At 74.0% G+C, this 15,161-nt stretch carries 16 protein-coding genes; 8 read left to right on the top strand and 8 right to left on the bottom strand.

Annotation, left to right across the window (positions count from 1 at the left end):
- Positions 1-91: 91 nt before the first annotated feature.
- Together C8D89_RS20660 and C8D89_RS20655 are read right to left on the bottom strand one after the other, a co-directional pair.
- Complete coding sequence (locus C8D89_RS20660; protein WP_116709998.1) at positions 92-361, bottom strand: hypothetical protein; 270 nt, start codon at positions 359-361, stop codon at positions 92-94.
- Positions 362-412: 51 nt separating this feature from the next.
- Positions 413-1,201, bottom strand: coding sequence for an SGNH/GDSL hydrolase family protein (locus tag C8D89_RS20655; RefSeq protein ID WP_116709997.1), 789 nt, complete (start codon positions 1,199-1,201; stop codon positions 413-415).
- A gap of 91 nt (positions 1,202-1,292) precedes the next feature.
- On the opposite strand from C8D89_RS20655, the gene cmtR reads away from it, so the two are divergent.
- From cmtR to C8D89_RS20625, 6 genes are all read left to right on the top strand, one after another.
- Complete coding sequence (cmtR, locus tag C8D89_RS20650) at positions 1,293-1,619, top strand: Cd(II)/Pb(II)-sensing metalloregulatory transcriptional regulator CmtR (protein ID WP_116709996.1); 327 nt, start codon at positions 1,293-1,295, stop codon at positions 1,617-1,619.
- A complete protein-coding gene (locus tag C8D89_RS20645) occupies positions 1,616-2,302 on the top strand; it encodes a cation efflux transmembrane domain-containing protein (RefSeq protein WP_116709995.1) in 687 nt (228 codons plus the stop codon). The genes cmtR and C8D89_RS20645 overlap by 4 nt, the downstream gene beginning before the upstream one ends.
- A gap of 21 nt (positions 2,303-2,323) precedes the next feature.
- On the top strand, positions 2,324-2,698 hold the full coding sequence (locus C8D89_RS20640) for a cupin domain-containing protein (protein ID WP_116709994.1): 375 nt from the start codon (positions 2,324-2,326) through the stop codon (positions 2,696-2,698).
- Between the two features lie 59 nt (positions 2,699-2,757).
- The gene (locus C8D89_RS20635; protein WP_116709993.1) at positions 2,758-2,994 is read left to right on the top strand and encodes a hypothetical protein; all 237 of its coding nucleotides are present in this window, start codon (positions 2,758-2,760) and stop codon (positions 2,992-2,994) included.
- 282 nt (positions 2,995-3,276) lie between these two features.
- Positions 3,277-4,023: a GAF and ANTAR domain-containing protein gene (locus tag C8D89_RS20630; protein WP_116709992.1), complete on the top strand. Its 747-nt coding sequence runs from the start codon at positions 3,277-3,279 to the stop codon at positions 4,021-4,023.
- A gap of 69 nt (positions 4,024-4,092) precedes the next feature.
- Positions 4,093-4,314 carry an ANTAR domain-containing protein gene (locus C8D89_RS20625; RefSeq protein ID WP_116709991.1) on the top strand — a complete coding sequence of 74 codons (222 nt, stop codon included), beginning with the start codon at positions 4,093-4,095 and terminating at the stop codon, positions 4,312-4,314.
- 13 nt (positions 4,315-4,327) lie between these two features.
- Here the strand turns inward: C8D89_RS20625 and C8D89_RS20620 are convergent, their stop codons facing one another.
- The 3 genes from C8D89_RS20620 to C8D89_RS20610 are packed head-to-tail and all read right to left on the bottom strand — an operon-like array spanning position 4,328 to position 7,315.
- The gene (locus C8D89_RS20620; RefSeq protein WP_116709990.1) at positions 4,328-4,993 is read right to left on the bottom strand and encodes a potassium channel family protein; all 666 of its coding nucleotides are present in this window, start codon (positions 4,991-4,993) and stop codon (positions 4,328-4,330) included.
- On the bottom strand, positions 4,986-6,362 hold the full coding sequence (locus tag C8D89_RS20615) for a TrkH family potassium uptake protein (protein WP_341477329.1): 1,377 nt from the start codon (positions 6,360-6,362) through the stop codon (positions 4,986-4,988). Before C8D89_RS20615 ends, C8D89_RS20620 begins: the two co-directional genes overlap by 8 nt.
- Positions 6,359-7,315: a LysR family transcriptional regulator gene (locus C8D89_RS20610; protein ID WP_165825835.1), complete on the bottom strand. Its 957-nt coding sequence runs from the start codon at positions 7,313-7,315 to the stop codon at positions 6,359-6,361. The genes C8D89_RS20615 and C8D89_RS20610 overlap by 4 nt, the downstream gene beginning before the upstream one ends.
- Before the next feature lie 109 nt (positions 7,316-7,424).
- Here C8D89_RS20610 and C8D89_RS20605 point away from each other — a divergent pair, with 109 nt between their 5' ends.
- Positions 7,425-9,785 (top strand): arylsulfatase, encoded by a 2,361-nt coding sequence (locus C8D89_RS20605; RefSeq protein ID WP_116709987.1) that lies wholly within the window; start codon positions 7,425-7,427, stop codon positions 9,783-9,785.
- Here C8D89_RS20605 and C8D89_RS20600 read toward each other — a convergent pair.
- Both C8D89_RS20600 and C8D89_RS20595 read right to left on the bottom strand, forming a co-directional pair.
- Positions 9,769-10,644, bottom strand: a complete 876-nt coding sequence (locus tag C8D89_RS20600) for a formylglycine-generating enzyme family protein (RefSeq protein WP_243418271.1) — start codon at positions 10,642-10,644, stop codon at positions 9,769-9,771. The two genes, C8D89_RS20605 and C8D89_RS20600, sit on opposite strands and share 17 nt — an antisense overlap.
- 32 nt (positions 10,645-10,676) lie before the next feature.
- A complete protein-coding gene (locus C8D89_RS20595; RefSeq protein ID WP_116709986.1) occupies positions 10,677-12,080 on the bottom strand; it encodes a dipeptidase in 1,404 nt (467 codons plus the stop codon).
- 130 nt (positions 12,081-12,210) lie between these two features.
- On the opposite strand from C8D89_RS20595, the gene C8D89_RS20590 reads away from it, so the two are divergent.
- Positions 12,211-13,203, top strand: coding sequence for a hypothetical protein (locus C8D89_RS20590; RefSeq protein ID WP_133251989.1), 993 nt, complete (start codon positions 12,211-12,213; stop codon positions 13,201-13,203).
- Position 13,204: 1 nt separating this feature from the next.
- Here C8D89_RS20590 and C8D89_RS20585 read toward each other — a convergent pair whose 3' ends face one another.
- Complete coding sequence (locus tag C8D89_RS20585; RefSeq protein ID WP_116710024.1) at positions 13,205-15,127, bottom strand: primary-amine oxidase; 1,923 nt, start codon at positions 15,125-15,127, stop codon at positions 13,205-13,207.
- Between the last annotated feature and the right edge of the window lie 34 nt (positions 15,128-15,161).

Genomic DNA, 15,161 nt, shown 5'->3' with positions numbered 1-15,161 from the left:
CATCACGCCAGTCAGACCAGGAGTCACACCCGCTGCTGCTGATCACCAGCCCACCACGACCACGAGAGCCAGCGAGAACTGACCCTCACAGTCAGTCCTCGTCCGGGATGGCGGTCAGGCGGGCGTCACGGGCGCTGCCGCAGCGGTAGAACGCGGGGGCCGTCGTGGAGGCCCCGCACGCCGGGCACCGTCGCCGCTCGCGCCGCCCGCCGTCGACCAGCTCGCCGGGAGGGAACCGCCGGACGCGGCCACGGCACGGCGTGCCGGGGCAGATCAGCTCCTGGTGCCAGACGAGGTGCTCGCCGACCGGCGGAGCTCCCTCGTCGTGGTCCCGGCGATCGGGCCGGGTGTCGTCGCCCATGCCGTCCCAGTGTCCCGGCGACGGCGCAGCACCGGCACCCGTTCGGCCCCATTAATTCCCGGGCGACCACGCGTCGGTCGGCGTGCGCTCGCCCGGGCGGACCGAGACCCAGTCGACGTGCTTGCCGGTGCGGTGGTCCCCCGACGAGCGCCCCCGCAGCCGCCGTCCGACCCACGGCAGCACGTGCTCGCAGTAGTACCGCAGCTCGACGAGCGGGCCACGGGCCGCGGCGGGGCCGGCCGGCAGCGCGTCGGCCGCGGCCCCCTCCCCCAGCGCGGCGAGCACCAGCCCGGCCACCCGCCGGTGACCGGTCGGTCCGAGGTGCAGCCGGTCGGGCGACCAGTACTCCGGCCGCCGAATCTCGGTGTCGTGGAAGACGTCGACGAAGTCCGTGCCGTAGCGGGTCGCGAGGTCGGCGACCCCGGCGGTGAGGACCTCGCCGCGCCGCCGGACCAGATGGCCGAACGGGAGCTGCTGCGACGGGTCGGCGCCGGAGATGAGCACGGTCCGCACCCCGGCCTCGGCGCAGCGCCGCACGGCGCGCTCGGTCAGCGCGACCAGGTTGGCGGTGTCGATGTGCCGGCGCAGCATGTCGTTACCGCCGCCGTTCAGGGTCAGCAGGCTCGGGCGCGGCTCGAGGGTCAGGGCGGCGTCGAGCTGCTCGGTGACGATCGGGGCGAGCAGCCGGCCCCGGACGGCGAGGTTCGCGTAGCCGACCGGCTCACCTCGCGCCGCGGCCAGCCCCGCGGCGACGAGGTCGGCCCACCCGCGGGTGGTGCCGTCGGAGCGCTCGTCGCCCACGCCCTCGGTGAAGCTGTCGCCGATCGCCGCGAAGTGCACGTGGGTGTTCCTACCGTCGCGTGCCCGCCGTCCGCCGAACCGGGGCCGCGTGCACGGTTCACGGTTCACGCGGTGCTGTACTGTTCAGCGCGTGCTGACCAGTGCCACCCGGGAGGCGGCGCTCGCCCGGGTGGGGCGTGCCCTGGCCGATCCCACCCGCTGCCGGCTGCTGGTGGCGCTGCTCGACGGACCGAGCTATCCCGCCGAGCTGGCGGCGGACCTCGGGCTGTCGAGGTCCAACGTGTCCAACCACCTCGCCTGCCTGCGGGGCTGCGGTCTGGTGCTCGCCTCCCTCGAAGGCCGCCGGACGCGCTACGAGCTCGCCGACCCGCACCTGACCGCGGCGCTGCGCGAGCTGGCCCGCGTGGTGCTGGCCGTGTCGCCGTCGGAGGCGTGCCTCGACGGGGAGGTGGCATGACGGTCCCGGAGCCCCGCCCGGCCGCGCCGTCGCCCGCCACCGGGTGCGCCGACGCGTGCTGCACGGCGCCCGCCGTCGAGACCGGCGAGCCGTCGCGCCGCGCGCTCCTGACGCGCCGGGTGCGCCTGCTCGTGGCCGCGACCATCACCTACAACGTGGTCGAGGCCGTCGTCGCCATCACCGTGGGCACGGTGGCGTCGTCCGCCGCACTGATCGGCTTCGGCCTCGACTCGACGATCGAGGTGGCGTCCGCCGCCGCCGTGGCCTGGCAGTTCTCCGGACGCGACCCCGAGGCCCGCGAGCGGGCGGCCCTGCGGGTCATCGCCGTCTCGTTCTTCGCGCTCGCGGCGTACGTGACGATCGAGTCGGTGCGCACGCTGCTGGGCGGCGCCGAGGCCGCGCCCTCGACGGTCGGCATCGTCCTCGCGGCCGTGAGCCTGGTCGTCATGCCGTTCCTCTCGCTGGCCCAGCGCCGCGCCGGCCGCGAGCTGGGGTCGAGTTCGGCGGTCGCCGACTCCCACCAGACGCTGCTGTGCACCTACCTCTCCGGCGTGCTCCTGCTCGGCCTCGTGCTCAACGCGGCCCTCGGCTGGAGCTGGGCCGATCCCCTCGTCGCGCTCGTCATCGCGGCCGTGGCCCTCAAGGAGGGCATCACGGCCTGGCGCGGCGAGCACTGCTGCTGATCGGACCACCAGGAGGACCCGTTGAGCTTCTTCGTGCGCCCCGCCGGCGAGGGCGACCGCTACGTGTTCGACGGCGCGACGTTCACCGTCAAGGCCGCGGGCCCCGACACCGAGGGCCGGGTCGCCGTGATGGAGCAGTCCGGACCGCCCGGGCTCACGGTCGCCCCGCACACCCACGACGGCGAGGACGAGATGTTCTACGTCCTCGAGGGCGAGCTGCGGGGGTTCTGCGGTGACGAGCGCTGGTCCGCCTCGGCGGGCGCCTTCCTCCTCCTGCCCCGGGACGTGGAGCACGGCTTCGAGGTCGTCGGCGATCGGCCGGCACGGGCGCTGACCATCGTCGGCCCCGCCCGCTTCGACGCCCTCGTCCGTGACCAGGGCCGACCCCTCCCCTGACGGCGTTCACGGGGATCGCGCACCGCGCCGCACTACCCTGGTGGGCGAGGGAGGTCGCCGTGCGGGACGAGGAGCTGATCGTCGAGTTCGCGCTCACGCGGCTCGACCACCCCGGCCTCGACCTGGAGGAGATCGCGGCGCTGCTGGTGCGGCGCACGGGGCCGGAGGGCGTGCTCGACCTCGCGACGCAGAACCTCGCCGACCGCGGCGAGCTGCGCGGCGCGATGTTCGAGGCGGCCGTCGAACGGGTCATGCGGGTGGTGCTGACCCTCCGCGACGCCCCGGACCAGGCGTGACCGCCTGACGATCGTCCGTACTGTGCGCGTCGCCCTTGACCCGGCCGCGCGGACCGAGGACGGTGGGGCCGGTCGTCGAACGAACACACCGTTCGCCGGCTGTCTGATCGCCGACACGGTGAGGCGCACGGGCTACTGGGGCCGGGGGCTTCGACAGAACGTTCTTCATGTGCGTCCCCGACCATCGGGGCGGAACGCAGCGCATGTCGCTTCGGCTCTGCCCGGGCCCCGCGGCCACGACCGCGCGGCCCAACCGCCGCCCAGCGGACGGAGACGGTCGCCATGGCCGAGGACGCCCTCGTCGCGCACCTGCGCCGCACCACCCGACAGCTCAACAGCCGCGAGGGCGCGCGCGACCACCACGAGGCCGTCGAGCGCATCGTGGAGGGCGCGGTGGCCGCCGTCCCCGGCGCCCAGCGCGCCGGGATCACACCGGCCGACGACCACCTCGCGCCGGAGGTCCTGGCCGGGGCGGCGGGCCCCCTCGACGTCCTGCAGTGCCGCCTCGGTGAGGGTCCGGCGTCGTCGGTCCTGTCCGGCTCCCCCGCCGACGGCACCGTGGCGGCCGCGGACCTGGCCGGCCCGGACGGCGAGCGGTGGCCGCGCTTCGCGCCCTGCGCCGTCGACGCCGGGTACCGCTCGATGGTCTCGGTGCTGCTCGAGGTCGAGAGCAGCCCGCGGGCCGCCCTCAACCTGTACGGCGCCGACCCTCACGGCTTCGACGCCGAGGACCTCCGCGCGGCCGGACTCTTCGCGATCGACGCGCAGATGCTGCTGCTGGCCGCCGAGCACGTCGCGGGCCTGCAGCGGGCCCTCGACAGCCGCGACGTCATCGGCCGCGCCAAGGGCATGCTCATGGAACGGTTCGGCATCGACCAGGAGGCGGCGTTCCGGCGCCTGGTCGAGGCGTCCCAGCACACCAACCTCAAGCTGGTCGAGGTCGCGCGCTGGCTCGACCGCCAGTGCGGTACCCGCCACGAACCCGCGGTCGAGGAGGCCGAGAGCCCGCATCGCCGGCACAGCGCCTAGACCACCGCCACCGCACGAACCCCGTCGACCTCCGCGCGGGCACCGGCACCACGCCTGTGAGGACCTGCAATGCCTGCCGACGCGGCCGACCCGCCGACACGCCACCTGCTCGACGTGGCCGCCGGCGTGCTCATGGCGCGCCACGACCTCGGCGCCCAGGATGCCTACGCCCTGCTCATGGACACGGCGTGGGCCACCGACCGGACCATCGCCGGCGTCGTCGACCAGGTGATCCGCGAGTCCCAACGCCGTCGGGACGTCGAACCGGGCCGGGACGACGACGACCCGTGACCGTCCGCGGGCGTCAGGGGACGTGGGTGAGGTGCTCGACGTCGTCCTCGTGGCCGACGGCGAGGATGACGTCCCCGCGGGAGACGACGGTCTCGTTCGTCGCGTAGGTGAACGACCCCTTCTCCCCCTTCTTGACCGCGACCACGGTGACGCCGTGCTTGCTGCGGATCGCCGACCGGCCGAGCGGCACGTCGAGGATCTCGCGGGGCGGCCGGAGCTTCGCGAGCACGAAGTCGGCATCGACCTTGAGGTAGTCGAGCATGTTGCCGGCGACGAGGTGGGCCACGCGCTCGCCCATGTCCTGCTCGGGGAACACGACGTGGTGGGCACCGATCCGCTCGAGGATCCGGCCGTGATGAGGGCTCGTGGCCTTGGCCCAGATGTCGGGGACCTCGAGGTCGACCAGCAGCGAGGTGACGAGGATGCTGTCCTCGAGGTGGTCGCCGATCGCGACCACGGCCCGGTGGAAGTCGCCGACGCCAAGCTGCGCCATCGCCTCGAGGTCGGTGCAGTCCGCCGTCACCGTGTGGCTGAGCCGGGACGACAGGTCCTGCACCCGGCGATCGACGTTGTCGATCGCGAGCACCTCGGTGCCCTGGCGCTCGAGCTCGAGCGCGATGGCGCTGCCGAACCGGCCCAGGCCGATCACCACGACCGGCGCGTGGCTCGTGTCACCCAATGATCGTCCTCTCCTCCGGGCGCTGGTAGTGCCGTGGGCGCTCGCGCAGGGCCAGCGCCGAGGCCAGCGCCAGCGGACCGAGACGCCCCACGAACATCAGCACGATCAGCACCACCTGGCCGGCACCCGGCAGCTCCGCGGTGATGCCGGTCGAGAGGCCGACCGTACCGAGGGCGGACAGGGCCTCGAAGAGCACGCGGTCCAGGTCCTGGCCGCTCACGCCGAGCAGGACGAACGTCGACACCATCGTCAGCCCGACGCCGAGCAGGGCGACGGCCAGCGCCTGGCGCTGGTTGGCCAGGGGGATGCGCCGCCGCCCCACGTCGACGTCCGCCTCGCCGCGCACCTCCGCCCACAGCACCGCGGCCAGGAGCCCGAACGTCGTCACCTTGATCCCGCCCGCGGTGCTCGCGCTGCCCCCGCCGATGAACATCAGCACGTCGGTGGCCAGCCAGCTCTCGGGCGTCATCGCCCCGACCTCGACGACGTTGAACCCGCCGCTGCGCGGCATCACCGCCGAGAAGAAGCCGGCGAGGAGCTTCTCGCCGACGCCCATCGGGCCCAACGTCGCCGGGTTGCGGTACTCCAGCGCGGTCAGCAGGACGGTCCCGGCGACCAGCAGCGCGCCCGAGGTGACGACGGTGATGCGGGTGGTCACCGACCACGTCCGCGGCCGCCACCCCCGGACCAGCTCGAACATCACCGGGAAGCCGAGGCCGCCGACGACGACCGCGAGCGCCACGGGCAGCAGGATCCACGGGTCGCCGGCGAACGTGGCCGCGTTCTCGGGCCACAGCACGAACCCCGCGTTGTTGAACGCCGACACCGCGTGGAACAGCCCCTCCCACGCGGCGGCGCCCGGGGCGAGGTCGTACGCCGTCGCGAGCCGCATGCCCAGCACCACCGCGGTCACGGCCTCCCCGACGGCGGTGAACAGCACCACGTTGCGCAGGACCCGGCGCACGTCGCTGAGGTCGAGGTTGCCGGACTGCGCCTGCGCCGCCAGGCGGGCCCGCAGCCCCAGGCGGCGGGACACCAGCACCACGAGCAGCGTGGCCCCGGTGACGAAGCCGAGCCCGCCGACCTGCATCAGGCCGAGGATCACCAGCTGACCGGCCATCGACCAGTGCGTGCCCGTCTCGACCGTGACGAGGCCGGTCACGCAGATCGCGGACGTCGCGGTGAAGGCGCTGTCGAGGACGGAGGCGCCCGCCTCGCCGGCGGACGACACCGGCAGCAGCAGGAGACCGGTGCCGAGCGCGATGGCGACGGCGAACGCCGCCGCGATCACCAGCCCCGGATCGCCCGCGCGGGGGGGCCGCCGGCGGGGATGTCGGCGGGGATGTCGGCGGGGACGTCGCGGCGTCACGGGCGCTCGTCCTGGGAGCCACCGGGAGTGCGGACGTCGGTCAGCCCCTGCGCCGCGGCGGCGCGCGCGAACGCGTCGAGGACGGCCCGGACGCTCGGCCTCTCCCCGGTGTGCGGGAGGTGGGTGATCAGGATCCGTCGCGACAGCGGGCGCGCGAGCGGGACGACGACCACACCGGTCGGCGGGCAGAAGATGCGGCCGAGCTCGCTGACGAGGGTGATGCCGAGGCCGGCCGCGACCATGGCCAGGGCGGTGGCCGAGCTGTCGACGCGGTGCCGCACGCGCGGCTCGAACCCGGCGCGCCGGCACGCGGTACGCACCGCGCGGCCCCAGTAGGTGTCCGCCCCGGAGAGGATCCAGTCCTCGTCGGCGAGTTCCTCGAGGTCGGTGCCGGGGCCGTACGCCGTGCCGGTCGGGGCGGCGAGGTCGATCGAGTCCTGGCCGAGCGGGACGACGGCGAGGTCGTCCTTCCAGGGCTCGGGGGCGTCCGGGTAGTCGAGCAGGAGCGCCAGGTCGAGGTGCCCGTGACGGACGTCGGCGACGACGTCCTCGACGTCGGCCTCGGCGCTGCTCAGGGTGATCCCCGGGCGGCGCGTGCGCAGGTCGTCGATCACGGCCGGCACCAGCCCGGCACCCGCGGCCGGGAACACGCCGACCGTGAGGTGCGCCGTCAGGCTCCGACGCGCGCCCTCGACCGCGGCGCAGGCCCGCTGCTCGGCGGCGAGCAGGATCTCGGCGTGCTCGGTGAGCACGCGCCCCACCTCGGTGAGCCGCACGCCCCGCCCCACCCGCTCGAGCACGGGCGCGCCGACCTCGGTGCTCAGGGCCTCGAGCTGCTGGGAGACGGCCGACGGCGAGAAGTGCAGGGTGGCCGCCGCCGCGTTGACCCCGCCCTGACGGGCCACCTCCCGCAACGTCCGCAGGCGGCGCAACGACAGCTCCATGCAGCTCATCCAAACACCCGTGTACAGGAACGTCCGCTGGACCTGAACGCTCCTCATCGATCAAGGTGGTGCCACGCGTTCGAGATCACGGACGGGCGGAAGGGGTCGTGGAAACGGGATGAGTGGGTTCAACGGAGGTCGTCACGTCCTGCCGGAGCCGGAGGTGCCCGGGGGCGTGGTCACCGCCCTCGGCATCGACGAGCAGAGCGAGGTGTTCACGCCGGTGCGCCCCACCGCACCGCCCGACGGAGCCCCCCATGTCGTGGTCGTCGTCCTCGACGACCTGGGGTTCGGCAGCTCCAGCGCGTTCGGCGGCCCGTGCCGGATGCCGACGGCCGAGCGGCTGGCCGCCGACGGGCTGCGCTACTCCCGCTTCCACGTCACGGCCCTGTGCTCGCCCACCCGCCAGGCTCTGATGACCGGCCGCAACCATCACTCGGTGGGGATGGGCGGCACCACCGAGATGGCCACCTCGGCGCCCGGCTACACCGGCTTCCGGCCGCGCAGCGCGGCGACGATGGCCCGGCTGCTGCAGGCCAACGGGTACTCGACCGCCGCGTTCGGCAAGTGGCACCAGACCCCGCCGTCGGAGATCAGTCCGGTCGGACCGTTCGACCGCTGGCCCACCGGCGAGGGCTTCGACCACTTCTACGGGTTCATGGCCTGCGAGATGAACCACTGGTACCCGCTGCTCTACGAGGGCACGACGCCCGTCGAGCCCGCCCGCCGACCGGGGTACCACCTCTCCGAGGACCTCGTCGACCACGCGCTCGACTGGGTGCGGACCCAACGGACGATGACGCCCGAGCGCCCGTTCTTCACCTACCTCGCCTTCGGCGCCTCGCACGCCCCGCTGCACGTCGCCCCCGAATGGCCGGAGCGCTACCGGGGACGGTTCGACGACGGCTGGGACCGCGAGCGCGAGCGCACGCTGGCCCGCCAGAAGGAGCTCGGCGTCGTCCCGGAGGCGGCCGAGCTCGCGCCGTGGGCCGAGGGCGTGCCGCACTGGGACGAGCTCGGTGACGACCAGCGGGCGCTGGCGGCACGGTTCATGGAGACCTTCGCCGGTTTCACCGAGCACGCCGACACCCAGCTCGGGCGCTTCGTGGCGGCCCTGGAGGAGCTCGGCGAGCTCGACGACACGCTGTTCGTCTACCTGCTCGGCGACAACGGTGCCTCGGGTGAGGGGGGCCTGGAGGGCACCCTCGTCGAGCACCGCCTCGGGCACGGCATCGTCGACGACCCCGCCGAGATGATCGGCCGGATCGACACGATGGGCGGGCCCGAGAGCTACCCCATCGCGCCGGTGGGCTGGGCGCTGGCGATGAACACCCCGTACCAGTGGACCAAGCAGGTGGCCTCCCACTTCGGGGGCACCCGGGACGGGCTGGTCGTGCACTGGCCCCGTGGCATCGCCGACCACGGCGGGGTGCGCGACCAGTTCCACCACGTCATCGACCTGCTCCCCACCGTCCTCGACTGCGCCGGGCTCCCCCACCCGACCTCGGTCGACGGGGTCACCCAGCAGCCGATCGAGGGGGTCAGCATGCGCTACACCTTCGACGCCCCTGACGCCCCCGACCGCCGCCGCACCCAGTACTTCGAGGTGTGCGGCAACCGCGGCATCTACCACGAGGGCTGGACCGCCGTGACCCGTCACGGCACGCCCTGGCAGATGGTGCCGACGGGCCCGCGGTCCTTCCGTGACGACGTGTGGGAGCTCTACGACACCCGCACCGACTGGAGCCAGGCCCACGACCTCGCCGGCCGCCACCCCGAGAAGCTCGCGGCCCTGCGCGAGCTGTTCCTGATCGAGGCGGCGAAGTACCAGGTCTTCCCGCTGGACGACCGGGTGACCGAGCGCGAGAACCCGGGGCTCGCCGGCAGGCTCGACCTGCTCGCCGGGCGCCGGTCGGTCACCTACCACGGCCGGACGCGGCGGCTGATCGAGGAGACCACCCCGAACGTCAAGAACACCTCCCACACCGTGGTCGCCGACATCGACGTCCCCGACACCGCGGACGGCTCCGACGCCGAAGGGGTGATCGTCGCGCAGGGCGGGCGCTTCGGCGGCTGGGCGCTTTACTGCCTCGGCGGCCGCGCCTGCTACGTCTACAACTACTTCGGGATGCGGCTCCACACGTTGCGCGCCGCGCAGCCGATGGCCCCCGGCCGCCACGAGGTCCGGATGGACTTCTGCTACGACGGCGGTGGCCTGGGCCGCGGCGGGACGGCCGTCCTGTCCGTGGACGGGGTCAAGGTCGCGCACGGCACGGTCGAGGCCACCATCCCGTACTACTTCTCGTTCGACGAGACGCTCGACGTCGGCGTCGACCTCGGGACCCCGGTGAGCGACGACTATCCGGCCGTGGGCAACGAGTTCGGCGGCCGCGTCCACACGGTGCGGATCGACCTCAACGACGAGGCCGAGACCATTGCCGACGGGGGCCGCTACCGGCGGGTCATGACGTCCCAGTAGGTGCCGTGACCGTGGTGGCGCAGCGGAACCCGAGGTTGCCCGAGCTCGAGTCGGGGGTGTTCGACGACCGCGCCGCCACCCGGTAGCGGTAGCAGTAGGACTCGTGGCAGAGGTACGACCCGCCGCGCATGACCCGGCTCTCGCCCTCCTCGGGACCGGCCGGGTCGGCCGGCGGGGCGTGCGGGTAGGTCTCGCGCCGGTAGGTCCGGGGTGAGAACCAGTCGGAGCACCACTCCCACACGTTGCCGACCATCTGCCAGAGCCCGTAGCCGTTGGGGCGGTAGGACTTCACCGGCGCGGTCGTGAGGTAGCCGTCCTCGACGGTGTTGTGGGTGGGGAAGCGCCCCTGCCAGATGTTCAGCGGCCACCGGCCGCCCCGCCGGAGCTCGTCGCCCCAGGGGAAGCGGGCGCCCTCGAGCCCCCCGCGCGCGGCGTACTCCCACTCGGCCTCGGTGGGCAGGCGCTTGCCCGCCCACGCGGCGTAGGCCTGGGCGTCGTTCCAGGACACGTGGACCACCGGATGGTTGGCGCGGTCGCCCACCGAGGTGCCCGGGCCCTCCGGCCGGCGCCAGCAGGCGCCGCGCACGCCGAGCCACCAGCCCGCGCCGTCGACGCTGGTGAGCACGTCCGCGCGGTCGCCGGCGAAGGCGAGGTGGAACACGGCCGAGGAACCCCAGCGCTCGGCGTCGGTGACGTAGCCGGTGTCCTTGACGAACGTCGCGAACGCCGCGTTGGTCACCGTCGTGGCGTCGAGTCCGAACGGCGAGAGCGTCACCGGGTGGACGGGGTGCTCCCCGTCCGCGGCGTAGCCCTCCCCGAAGTGGTCGCCCATCGCGAACCGGCCGCCGGGGATGGCCACCTGCCCGCGGGTGTCCCCCCGGCCGCCGGGTCTCACCGGTCGGCGAGGGACCGCAGCAGCATCGCCTCGGCGAGCACGCAGCGGCCGAACATCGCGAGATGCAGGCTCTCGTCCACGCCGTGCCAGCGGCTCGCCGGGTCCCCGACGCCGGTGACCAGCACGGTCGCTCCCGGGAACGTGCGCGCGAACTCCGCGATGAACGGGATCGTGCCGCCCATGCCCATCTCGACCGCGTCGTGGCCGAACGCGGAGGCGAGGGCCTCGCGAGCGAGGTCGTAGACCGCGCCGGTGGCCTCGAGCGCGAACGGCTCGCCGGCCGCCCGGGGCGAGACGTCGAGGTGGGCGCCCCACGGGACGTGGCGACGCAGGTGCTCGGCCACCGCCTCGACGGCGCGACCGGTCTCGTCGCCCGGCGCGAGCCGGACGCTGACCATCGCACGGGCGCGCGGGAGCAGCACGTTCGCCGAGCCGTCGACCGCCGGTGCGTCGATGCCCAGCACCGCGATGGCGGGCTTGTGGGCGAGCCGGTCGGGGATCGTGCCGGTGCCGAGCAGCTCGACGCCCTCGAGGAGGCCGGTGTCGCCGCGGAAGGTCTCCTCGTCGACGTCGGGCCCAATCGGATCGGAGATGGCCGAGGAGCCGACGGTCAGGCCCGCGACGGCCACCTCGCCCTTGTCGTCGTGCAGCGTGCCGAGCAGCCGGCACAGGGCGGTCAGCGCGTCGCCCGCGGGACCGCCCCACATCCCCGAGTGCACCGCGCGGTCGAGCATCGACACCTCGACGACGATGTTCGCCAGGCCGCGCAGGCTGGTCGTGAGGGCGGGGACGTCGACCGCGGCGTTGGCGGCGTCGGCGATGACGATGACGTCGGCGGCGAGCGCGTCGCGGTGCTCGGCGAGCAGGGCCGACAGCGTCGGCGACCCGGACTCCTCCTCACCCTCGACGAAGAGGACGACGCCGACCGGGGGCCGGCCGCCGAAGGCCCGCAGGGTGGCCAGGTGGGTCATCACGCCCGCCTTGTCGTCGGCCGCGCCGCGCCCGTACAGGCGGCCGTCGCGCTCGTGGGGCTCGAACGGCGGCGTCGTCCACAACTCGTCGCCGCCGGTGGGCTGGACGTCGTGGTGGGCGTAGAGCATCACGGTCGGTACCGGGCGGGAGGGGTCGGACTCGGGGGCGGGCCAGTGCGCGACCACGGCCGGGGCACCGCCCCCGGCCGCGAGGACGTCGACGCGCTGCGCGCCGGCGTCGCGCGCCAGGGCGGCGACGGCGTCGGCGCTGCGGCGGGTGTCCTCGGCGTGCGCGGGGTCGGCCCAGATGCTCGGGATGCGCACCAGCGCCTCGAGGTCGCTGCGGGCGTCGGGCAGCACGGCCTCGACCGCCGCGCGCAGCTCGGCGGGGGGCTCCGGGGCGGACGAGGGTGTCGGGGAGGCGGCCACCCCACCAGCCTAGGTGCGCACCGGGCGGACGGCGGAGAGCGGCGGGAGCCGGTCGGCGCTGCGGTACCGTCGCCAACCGTCCCCCGCCCGCTCGCGACCGGCCGCTCCCCCGTGCGCGTCGGGGGCCGGCGTGGCCGACCTCGGGCCGGGGGGCGCAGCGGTGTGGGAGCGGACGGGCGGGGCGCACCCGCGGCGGATCGTCGCCGCGGTGCTCCTGCTGGGCCTCGCGGTGGAGGCCGTCCACCAGCTCCTCGCCGGCGAGGGGGCGCCGGACCTCCCGATCATCGACGACTGGCTGCACTCCGGGCTCATCCTCGCCGCGAGCGCGATCTGCGCGCTGGGCGCGCGGCGCCGGGAGCCCGGCCCGGGACGTGCGGCGTGGTGGTGCTTCGCCGTCGCGCTGCTGCTGTTCGCCCTCGGGGAGATCACTTGGGGCACGCTCTACGCCGACGGGGGCGTTGTGCCCACCCCCAACCCCACCGACGTGTTCTACATCGCCACGTACCCGCTGTTCATGGCCGGTCTCGTGCTCATGGTCCGCGCCCGGGTGCTCGACGTCCCGTGGCACCGGTGGCTCGACGGCTTCGTCCTCGTGCTCGTCGTCGCCACCCCCGGCGTCGCCCTGGTGATCCTGCCGGTGCTCGAGAGTGCCCCGCTCGACCAGCTGGGCCGGCTCGTCACCGTCGCCTACCCCCTGGGCGACGTGCTGCTGATCGGCGCGCTTCTGGGCAGCCTGCCGCTGATGTCCTGGCGGCTGGCGGGCAGCTGGCCGTGGGTGGGCGCCGGCCTGCTCTGCCTGACCGCGGCCGACTCGGCCTACAGCCTCGCCGCGACCGACGTCGTGTCCCACGAGGGGCCCTACGACTTCCTCTGGAGCGCGGGCGCGCTGGCGTTCGCGGTGGGTTCGACCCGGCTGCCCGCGGGGGCCCATCCCTCGCGGGAGATCACCGGCTGGCCCGCCGTCGCCCTGCCTCTCGGCGCCCAGCTGTTCGCCCTGGCCACCCAGGTCTACGGGTGGTTCCGCCCCCTGCCCAACGCCGAACGGCTGCTGACCATCGCCGTGCTCGTCGTCGGCATCGCGCAGATCGTGGTGTCGCGACCACGGGCTCCGCGAGACGGGTGAGTCAGCCGCAGTGGCCGCCCTCGGGGCGCGGCACGTCGAGGGACGGGTTGCGGTCGAAGAAGCCGTTCGGCTGGAGCGAGAAGCCCACGTACTGCACCGGCATCACCGGCCAGTCCTCGAGCCGCGCCGCGTGGTGCGAGCCGAACGTGTACCAGACGACGACGTCGGTGTCGGCGACCCGGCGGTCGGCCTCCGTCCAGCGCGGCAGCCCCTCGCCGCCCTGGTGCTGGTTGGGGTAGTCGCCCGCGGCGTGCATCTCGCGCTCGTCGTGCGGGGTGACCCACAGGTGGTGGCGCATGAAGCCCGCGCGGTGCAGCACGCTCGCCTCGGGACGGACGAACGGCACCACGGTGCCGTGCGGCTTGATCGTGTAGCCGGTCGGCTCGTCGACCGCGTTGCGCACGTGCGGGTTGACGACCTTCCAGTAGCGCGCCCGGTCCAGGCTCACGTTCCGCCGGGCCTCCTGCTCGCTCTCCAGCAGGGTGGCGTGGGTGCGGAAGCCGTTGCCGATCGGGTTGTCCGGGCCCTCGGGGTCGGTCTCGGTGTCGACCTCGTAGACGGAGTTGGCGACGCCGTCGACGTCGAAGTCGAGCCGCATGTTGAACACGTGCTGGTGGATCGGGGCGTAGAGGCCGTCGGCGTTGATCAGCTGGCCGTGCGTCGGCCGCGTGCCCGGCGGCACCGCGCCCGTCGACATGATGCCGGTGAGCTTGACCTCGAAGTCGATCGTGCCGTCCTGGTAGAGGTACCAGAAGAAGCCGTACTCGTAGTTGCCGACGGTCGCGACGAACGAGACCACGAGCCGCCGCGACCGCCGCACCTCGGTCTTCTCGGTCCGGAAGTCGGTGTGCTTCCAGAGCAGCCCGAAGTCCTCCTCGTGCATGCAGATTGCGTTGGGGATGACCACCGGCTCGCCGTTGCCGTCGGCCACCACGCCGTCGAAGTAGTGGATCTCGCCGAGACAGTCGCAGCCCAGCTCGAGGGGGTTGGCGAGGGTGCCGATGTTGTACTCGCCGGCGTCGAAGGCGTTCTTGCGCCGGTGGGTGGGCGCCGGGTCGCCGTAGGGCACGACCATCTCCGACAGCGAGGCCCGGTGCAGCACCGACCGCTCGCGCCCGCCGTCGGTGTAGCGCACGGTGTGGAGCACCACGCCCTCGCGCGGGGTGAACCCGATGCGGAAGCGCCACTTCTGCCAGCGCACCTCGTGCCCGTCGACGGTGAACGACGTGCCCTCGGGCTGGGTGATCGACACGGGCTTCAGGTCGGTGCGCGGGGGCACGACGTCCGGGGTGTAGTTGCCCGGCTCCTGCGGGATCGGGACGACGCCGTGGTCCTCGACGCGCGCGACCTTCATCGCGTTGGTGTCGACGTAGACCACGAGGTTCTCGACCGGGTGCGCGTAGCCGTTGTCGTCCGGGCCGAGGATCTTCACCCAGACCAGCGCGCGCAGCAGCCGGCCCTCCTCCTCGTCGCCGTAGTGCCCGGCCGACCACGGGTCGACCATGACCCCGTCGAACGCCGTGATGCCGCGGCGCCGGAGCGCCTCCTGCACCTCCGGGTCGGCCTTGACGACCTCCTCGGTCTCGAAGAACTCCTCGAGCATCACCTGCGGCTGGACGCCGGGCACCTGCTCGAAGCGGGTCACCGCCCGGTCGGTGAGCGAGACGACGGCCTCGTAGGTCCGCCCGTCGGCCTTGTCCAGCACCACGGCCGCGGCCTCGCGCGGCACGGGCGTCCCGTCCGCCTCGAACGCGAGCACGTCGGCCTTCGCCGGCTCCCGCAGGACGATCGACACGAACCGGCAGCGCTCGCCGATGTGCCCCGCGTCGCGCAGCAGCCCGGCGGCCGCGGTGATCTCCTCGCCGCTCAGGGGCTCCAGCGGGTGGTCGAGCGCGGTCGTGGGACGCGGGGCGGTGGCCGTCATGGTCCGCGACCCTGCCACCGGCACGGCGGACCGG

This window comes from Actinomycetospora cinnamomea (assembly GCF_003096675.1).
GTDB lineage: Bacteria > Actinomycetota > Actinomycetes > Mycobacteriales > Pseudonocardiaceae > Actinomycetospora > Actinomycetospora cinnamomea.
Note: the sequence above shows the minus strand (reverse complement) of the source record. Positions and strands in the feature narration are given on the sequence as shown.